Genomic DNA, 5357 nt, shown 5'->3' with positions numbered 1-5357 from the left:
GGTTGCTTTTGGCTATAAAAAATCAAGAAAAGCAGACATTCCATCTATGGAATTAGCCTATGATATGATCCATTATCCAGAAGAGGAGCCGGTTTTAATTAATGAAGAATGCCCTTCTTTAAACCCTAAGTTTTATGAAAGATTTGTTGAAAGAAGGGGCAATAGACATTGAGGGTGATTTAGAATATATTACTGTTTTATTGGTATATCCTTTTACCTAGTTTTTATCGTCTTTAAAATTGATGTGCCAATGTGTGCCATCGCAGAAAGGCTTGTTCTTTGAACCTCCGCAGCGGCATAAAGTGTAATGCTCTTTTGAGGCTCCTTCTCCTTGTTTCACTTCCACAAGCCCTGGTCCACCAGATACTAAATAAGGACCATTTGGAGCGATGATTATTTTAGGTGCTCCCTCTCGGTCCCGATGTTCGATTTCATCCACCGAGTAACTTAGGGCTCCTGAGGGACATTTTTTAATGGTCGTCATGATTTCCTCAGCAGTAGCAGAATCAGGGTGGATCCATGGTTCTTCATCCAAGCGGAAGACAGAAGGAAGCCCATCGGTACAACGGGCAGAATGCGAGCAAATTCCCCGGTTATCATGAATGGTAATGGTTTTGGTCTTATAGTTTTCCCTTTTATCTTCTACACGGCTCTCGATTTTGTCGGATGAAAACCCTATTGTTGCATGTGTTCCATCACAAAATGGTTTATTCGCCGACCCACCGCATCGACAGAGTGCCATGGTTTTTTGGGTTTTTACCGCTCCCTTTTGATTTGCAAAATCTTTTAATCCTTTTACGAGGTAGGGACCATCTTTGGTGGGTGTAATAGAGGGCTTCCTTTCAGAATTTACGTCCTTTTCCATTTCTGTTTTTTTGTTCCTTATGCTATTGTGTGAGGTTTAATAGGAAGGGGGAGGTGTAAAGTGCATTGAAAAGTTTTCTGATACCACTCCCTTAGTAGTGGAATTTACCACATAAATCGGCATAAGCAAAATAAAACTGGTGGGAATTAATATGAATTTAACAGATAACCAACAGGTATTTTCTATACATTTGCTTTAGCAAAAAGCTGTTTAATGGGTTAACATAAGATAGTAACTATATTGGGTCTACCCTGACAATTGAGGTGATCAGGTGTAACTATTTTCTAAATCATCCCTCTTCCAAAAAACTCTACCCTTTTAGGGGGCTTCCCTCTTCTAAAACTCAAGCCTAGTTAAAAGACTTCACTCCATTTTTCCACTCTTATTGATGGAATTAAATCAGTTTTTGATTTCTACTAAAAGCTGTGCGTTTTAAAACATCCTTTGTTCAAAAATGAACATAATTTTTATTGGCATAAGCTGTGAATCTACCTCTATTGGTTGTATAAGTCTATTTGGGAAGTTCTGGCATAGCAGTTGAATTATATTTGGCACAAGCTAAAAATCAAAACCAGAAAATAAAGCTATGAAAATCATATCAACAAATAACTCAAAATCGATAAGCATCATGTCATTCTTAGGAACCTTAGTATTACTTGTGAGTATTTCAACCTTTGCCGGAACGATGAAAAAAGGAGATCCTTTATCTTTGGAAATAGTCAATGAAATGATCCTAAGTCCTGAGGAGGAAATGATTTTAGCAAATGAAGCTCTAAGCCCCGTAGAAGATATTCTTGTCAACTTATCCCAGGAAATATACATTTACGATCAAGAAGATAATTTAATCAAACACGCAACAGGATCAGTGGAGGAGCTGCTGCAAAATAGTCAATTGCAAGCGATGATAGCCGAAAGCCATTTATTGATGGGAGATGGTGGGGATAAATATTATGTAAAAAGAAAGTAAGAATTGGGAGAAGCATATTTTTGATTGGAGAGAGGAGGAAATTTAGGAGGATTTGGTTTTAGCCGACTTGGAGAGGAGTCGGCTATTTTTTATGCTTACCTGCTCAATCAAAAATGAGAAGTCCTTTATTTGCTACTTACAAATTGCCTTTTATTTACTTTTTTGCCACAAAATTTCTCGCTTGATTTCACCAATTTCGATAGGTTTAAGTAACATTTTATCCTCAAAAAAGATAACCTTCCTATCAACAGTTTCTCCCATATAGTTAGGACAAAGATGGCCTTGTAGTAGGTGATGAACAATACTTTTTGTTTCATCAACTTTATATTTCCCGAAATAAGCCAAATAATCCTGAGGTAAAGAGAATAGCTCATTTGCTTTTGCTTCCCTAAAGGAATGGGAGCTGAAAGGGGTCCTTTGTTTCCGACAGATTTGAACACACATTTGGTAACTAGCATCATACCAAATAGAACCAATAGCATCTTTTCCAAATGGATAATGCTTATTTCCTTCTTTATCTATTTCTACAGAGTAAACAAGCCGCCAAGTTCCAATGAATTTTTTAGATAATTCATTCATAGTAAACCTGTTTAAATGCAGGTAGCTTTTGGGTAAATAGATTTTCCTGGTACCAGTTGAAAGTCGTATAGCAGTGAAAATTTTCCCTCCTGTTCTTTGACAAAATTCCCTGTCATGCTGCTATCAGCAGTAAATACAACATCCTCATTAATTTGCTTATCACCTGCCATGAATAATTGGGTTACCAGGGTTTCAAAGCCAGGTGCCGAAACAATAAAATGAATATGTGCAGGCCTATAATATTTTCGTTTTGCAGCTTCTAAAAACTTTCCTACTGGCCCATCACAGGGAATTGGATAGTGTGTAGGCATTAGTGCTATTAGATTATAGTTACCCATTTTGTCTGTTTTAAACTTACCCCTTAGGTTCATTTCTGACTGGTTTGGGTCTTGGTTTTCATAAAATCCATTAGATGCTGCCTGCCATACATCTAAATGAGCATTTACAATGGGTTGCTTATTCATATCCATAACTTTACCACTAATGGAAACACGATGATCATCAGGATGTTGATCAATAATTATTGATTTTCCTTTTTCATATAAGGGGGCGTTAGCCCGATAGAAAGGCCCTACTAATGCAGTTCCAACTACATTCTCCGGTCTATTGCTATTAAGCCTGGTTATTAATTGACTAATCCCTAATACGTCAGCAAGTAATAAGAATTCATTGCGTTGTTCATTTGTAAAGTCAGCCATTTCTGCAAAGAAGCTCCAGGTAAATTCCCATTCTTCATTGCTAATGTGGTTTTCCTTAATATAGGAAAATAGGTGTTTTATTAAGCTTTGAACTAATTTTTCTAAACGTTTATTTTCAAAGTTTGAATAACTTTTTAAAACTCGTTGTGTAAACTGCTCAATAGAAGTATGGTTTGACATTTCTTAATCCTCCATTTTTAACAAAATTTAATCAAAATTCTACTAGATGTCTTACCTGTAAGGAGTGCTTGATAAGCAAAATGCGCTTCATTCACTTGGTACATTGAAGTTTCATCGATTGATAAAGGGACTAAATTTTTATCCTCAAAACGCGTTTTTAATTCATTAAGTAATTTTGCGTTCGCATTGAAATCTAGGAAAATAGTATTTACCCCAATAATTTCTTGGTTAGCACGATATAGGTCAAATAAATTAATGTCTATATCGCGATATTTTTTAGGAGCAGCAAAGGTTATAATTCTACCAGATTTGGATAAAATACCCATAAATTCCTGCCATAAAACGTTGCCGATACTATTTAGGATCACATTAATGTAGTGACCCTTATTGTAGTCCATTATTTTTTGGACAATATTACCTGCTGTTGTATCAATGGCCAGCCACCCCATTTTTTCTGCTTTCAACACATCTTTTTTCCCACGGACCAAGGCTATAGGGTAACAGTTTTTCCATTGACAAATGGACATGGCAGCACGGCCGACCTGTCCCATTGCGCCTACCACTAAAACACTTTCTCCTTCCAGGATACGCCCGCGCTTTATTAAGCTGTAATAGGCAGTAATGTAGGGTAAAACTTGGGCACCCGCGGCAACAAGGTCAAGATTGTCTGGTATTTCAGATAAAGCTTTTACAGGCATTTTTATGAATTCTGCTAGTGTGCCATTATTAAAAATTCCGGCTGCACCGCCTGTTCCCCAAACCTTTTTTCCAATAAGCCCTTTGGGTCCTTTAACGACAGTACCTGAGAAATCCCTTCCAGGAATACGGGGAAGCAAGGCACCATCAAAATATCCCAATGTGCCTAATGCGTCAGACTGATTAACAGCCGAAGTTGTAACTTTAATTAAGCATTCCTTGTCATTAATTTTGGGGACAGGCTCATTACTTAGGATAAAAGCAATGTCTTTAATTTCTTTAAAATGTTTTTTGAGATACACTACCTTCATATTGTGGTTTTATAATCCTAGTCAGTATTTAACAGAAATGCTGCCCCTACTTTTTTCTAAACTACAAACAACTTTGAGTTTGGGGATGTTTTAAACCAGTTACTATCAAGATGTCAGAATAGAGGGGATGCAATAAATGAAGGGAGAAGGGAGGATAAATATATTGTAAAAGAAAGTATGAATTGAGGAAAGTGTATTTTTGATTTGGGAAAAGGGAGAAAATTTACAAGGATAAGGTTTTAGCCGACTGGGAGAGGAGCCGGCTAAAATTTTTGAAAACCCAGAGGACTCCCCTGTCTTTCTCTTTTTAAAGATTCTTAGTTTTTTTAAAGTCTCTTTTCGTTTTTGGAAGATCTGTCGTCTCCAAGTCATATTCTAGTGGCCTTTTTAATATCCAATGTTGAGTAGTACTGCTAACAACTCCTCCGGAAGTTCCTGGATAGGCTTGGACAAACTCCCACCCATTTTCTCCCATATAATTCAAGGCATCAATCATGGAATTAAAAGTTTTAATTTTTCCGTTTTCTTCTCTAATTCTTTGATCTTCTAGATACTTCGAATTTTGTCCATAATCGATTTCTACCTCCACTTTATTTTTAAAGGCAATTGGACGTTCTACTAACTTTGCATATTCATATTTTTTTAATTTCTGTCCTAAGACAAAATGACTCATTGAAACTGAAAAACAAAAAACTAACAAGGGCAGGATCTTTTTCATAATCATAAATAGTTTGGATTGATTAACTAGAAAAAAATTAGGGCTTTTTCCCTAATCCAGATGACTTTTTATCTAGCAAAAAACACTCCAAATACTATTTTTTTTTATTAAGGAAAGGTATTAATGACTTGATTTAGTACATATTAGCTACATATTCTCAAAAAATGCCAAATTTCATAGCTTGATTTGGTATTTCAACCAAATACCACTTTCCCTTAAAAGGAGTAAAGAGTTTGTGGACAAATACTATTTATATTTCTCTTTCGTAAAAGGAGAAAGCAAGAAAAGGTGGTGATCAAATAAAAAGTGAGTTTGAAAATCTTGGTTTTCGATAGGAAGGAGG

The 5357-nt window shown here is 36.1% G+C and carries 6 protein-coding genes; 1 reads left to right on the top strand and 5 read right to left on the bottom strand.

What is annotated here, in order from left to right; translation table 11 throughout:
• Positions 1-217 precede the first annotated feature (217 nt).
• Positions 218-865, bottom strand: coding sequence for a CDGSH iron-sulfur domain-containing protein (locus E1171_RS07940; protein WP_155205476.1), 648 nt, complete (start codon positions 863-865; stop codon positions 218-220).
• A 628-nt stretch (positions 866-1493) separates the two neighbouring features.
• On the opposite strand from E1171_RS07940, the gene E1171_RS07935 reads away from it, so the two are divergent.
• A complete protein-coding gene (locus tag E1171_RS07935) occupies positions 1494-1832 on the top strand; it encodes a hypothetical protein (protein ID WP_222931443.1) in 339 nt (112 codons plus the stop codon).
• 150 nt (positions 1833-1982) lie between these two features.
• Here the strand turns inward: E1171_RS07935 and E1171_RS07930 are convergent, their stop codons facing one another.
• From E1171_RS07930 to E1171_RS07915, 4 genes are all read right to left on the bottom strand, one after another.
• Positions 1983-2411, bottom strand: coding sequence for a lipocalin-like domain-containing protein (locus tag E1171_RS07930; protein ID WP_155205474.1), 429 nt, complete (start codon positions 2409-2411; stop codon positions 1983-1985).
• Between the two features lie 11 nt (positions 2412-2422).
• Complete coding sequence (locus E1171_RS07925; RefSeq protein ID WP_155205473.1) at positions 2423-3289, bottom strand: dioxygenase family protein; 867 nt, start codon at positions 3287-3289, stop codon at positions 2423-2425.
• A 17-nt stretch (positions 3290-3306) separates the two neighbouring features.
• Positions 3307-4287, bottom strand: coding sequence for a zinc-binding dehydrogenase (locus E1171_RS24725; protein WP_187696335.1), 981 nt, complete (start codon positions 4285-4287; stop codon positions 3307-3309).
• A gap of 316 nt (positions 4288-4603) precedes the next feature.
• Positions 4604-5014: a hypothetical protein gene (locus E1171_RS07915; RefSeq protein WP_155205471.1), complete on the bottom strand. Its 411-nt coding sequence runs from the start codon at positions 5012-5014 to the stop codon at positions 4604-4606.
• Positions 5015-5357: the final 343 nt, after the last annotated feature.

The sequence above is a fragment of the Xanthovirga aplysinae genome, from assembly GCF_009711365.1.
GTDB classification, from domain to species: Bacteria; Bacteroidota; Bacteroidia; order Cytophagales; family Cyclobacteriaceae; genus Xanthovirga; species Xanthovirga aplysinae.
Note: the sequence above shows the minus strand (reverse complement) of the source record. Positions and strands in the feature narration are given on the sequence as shown.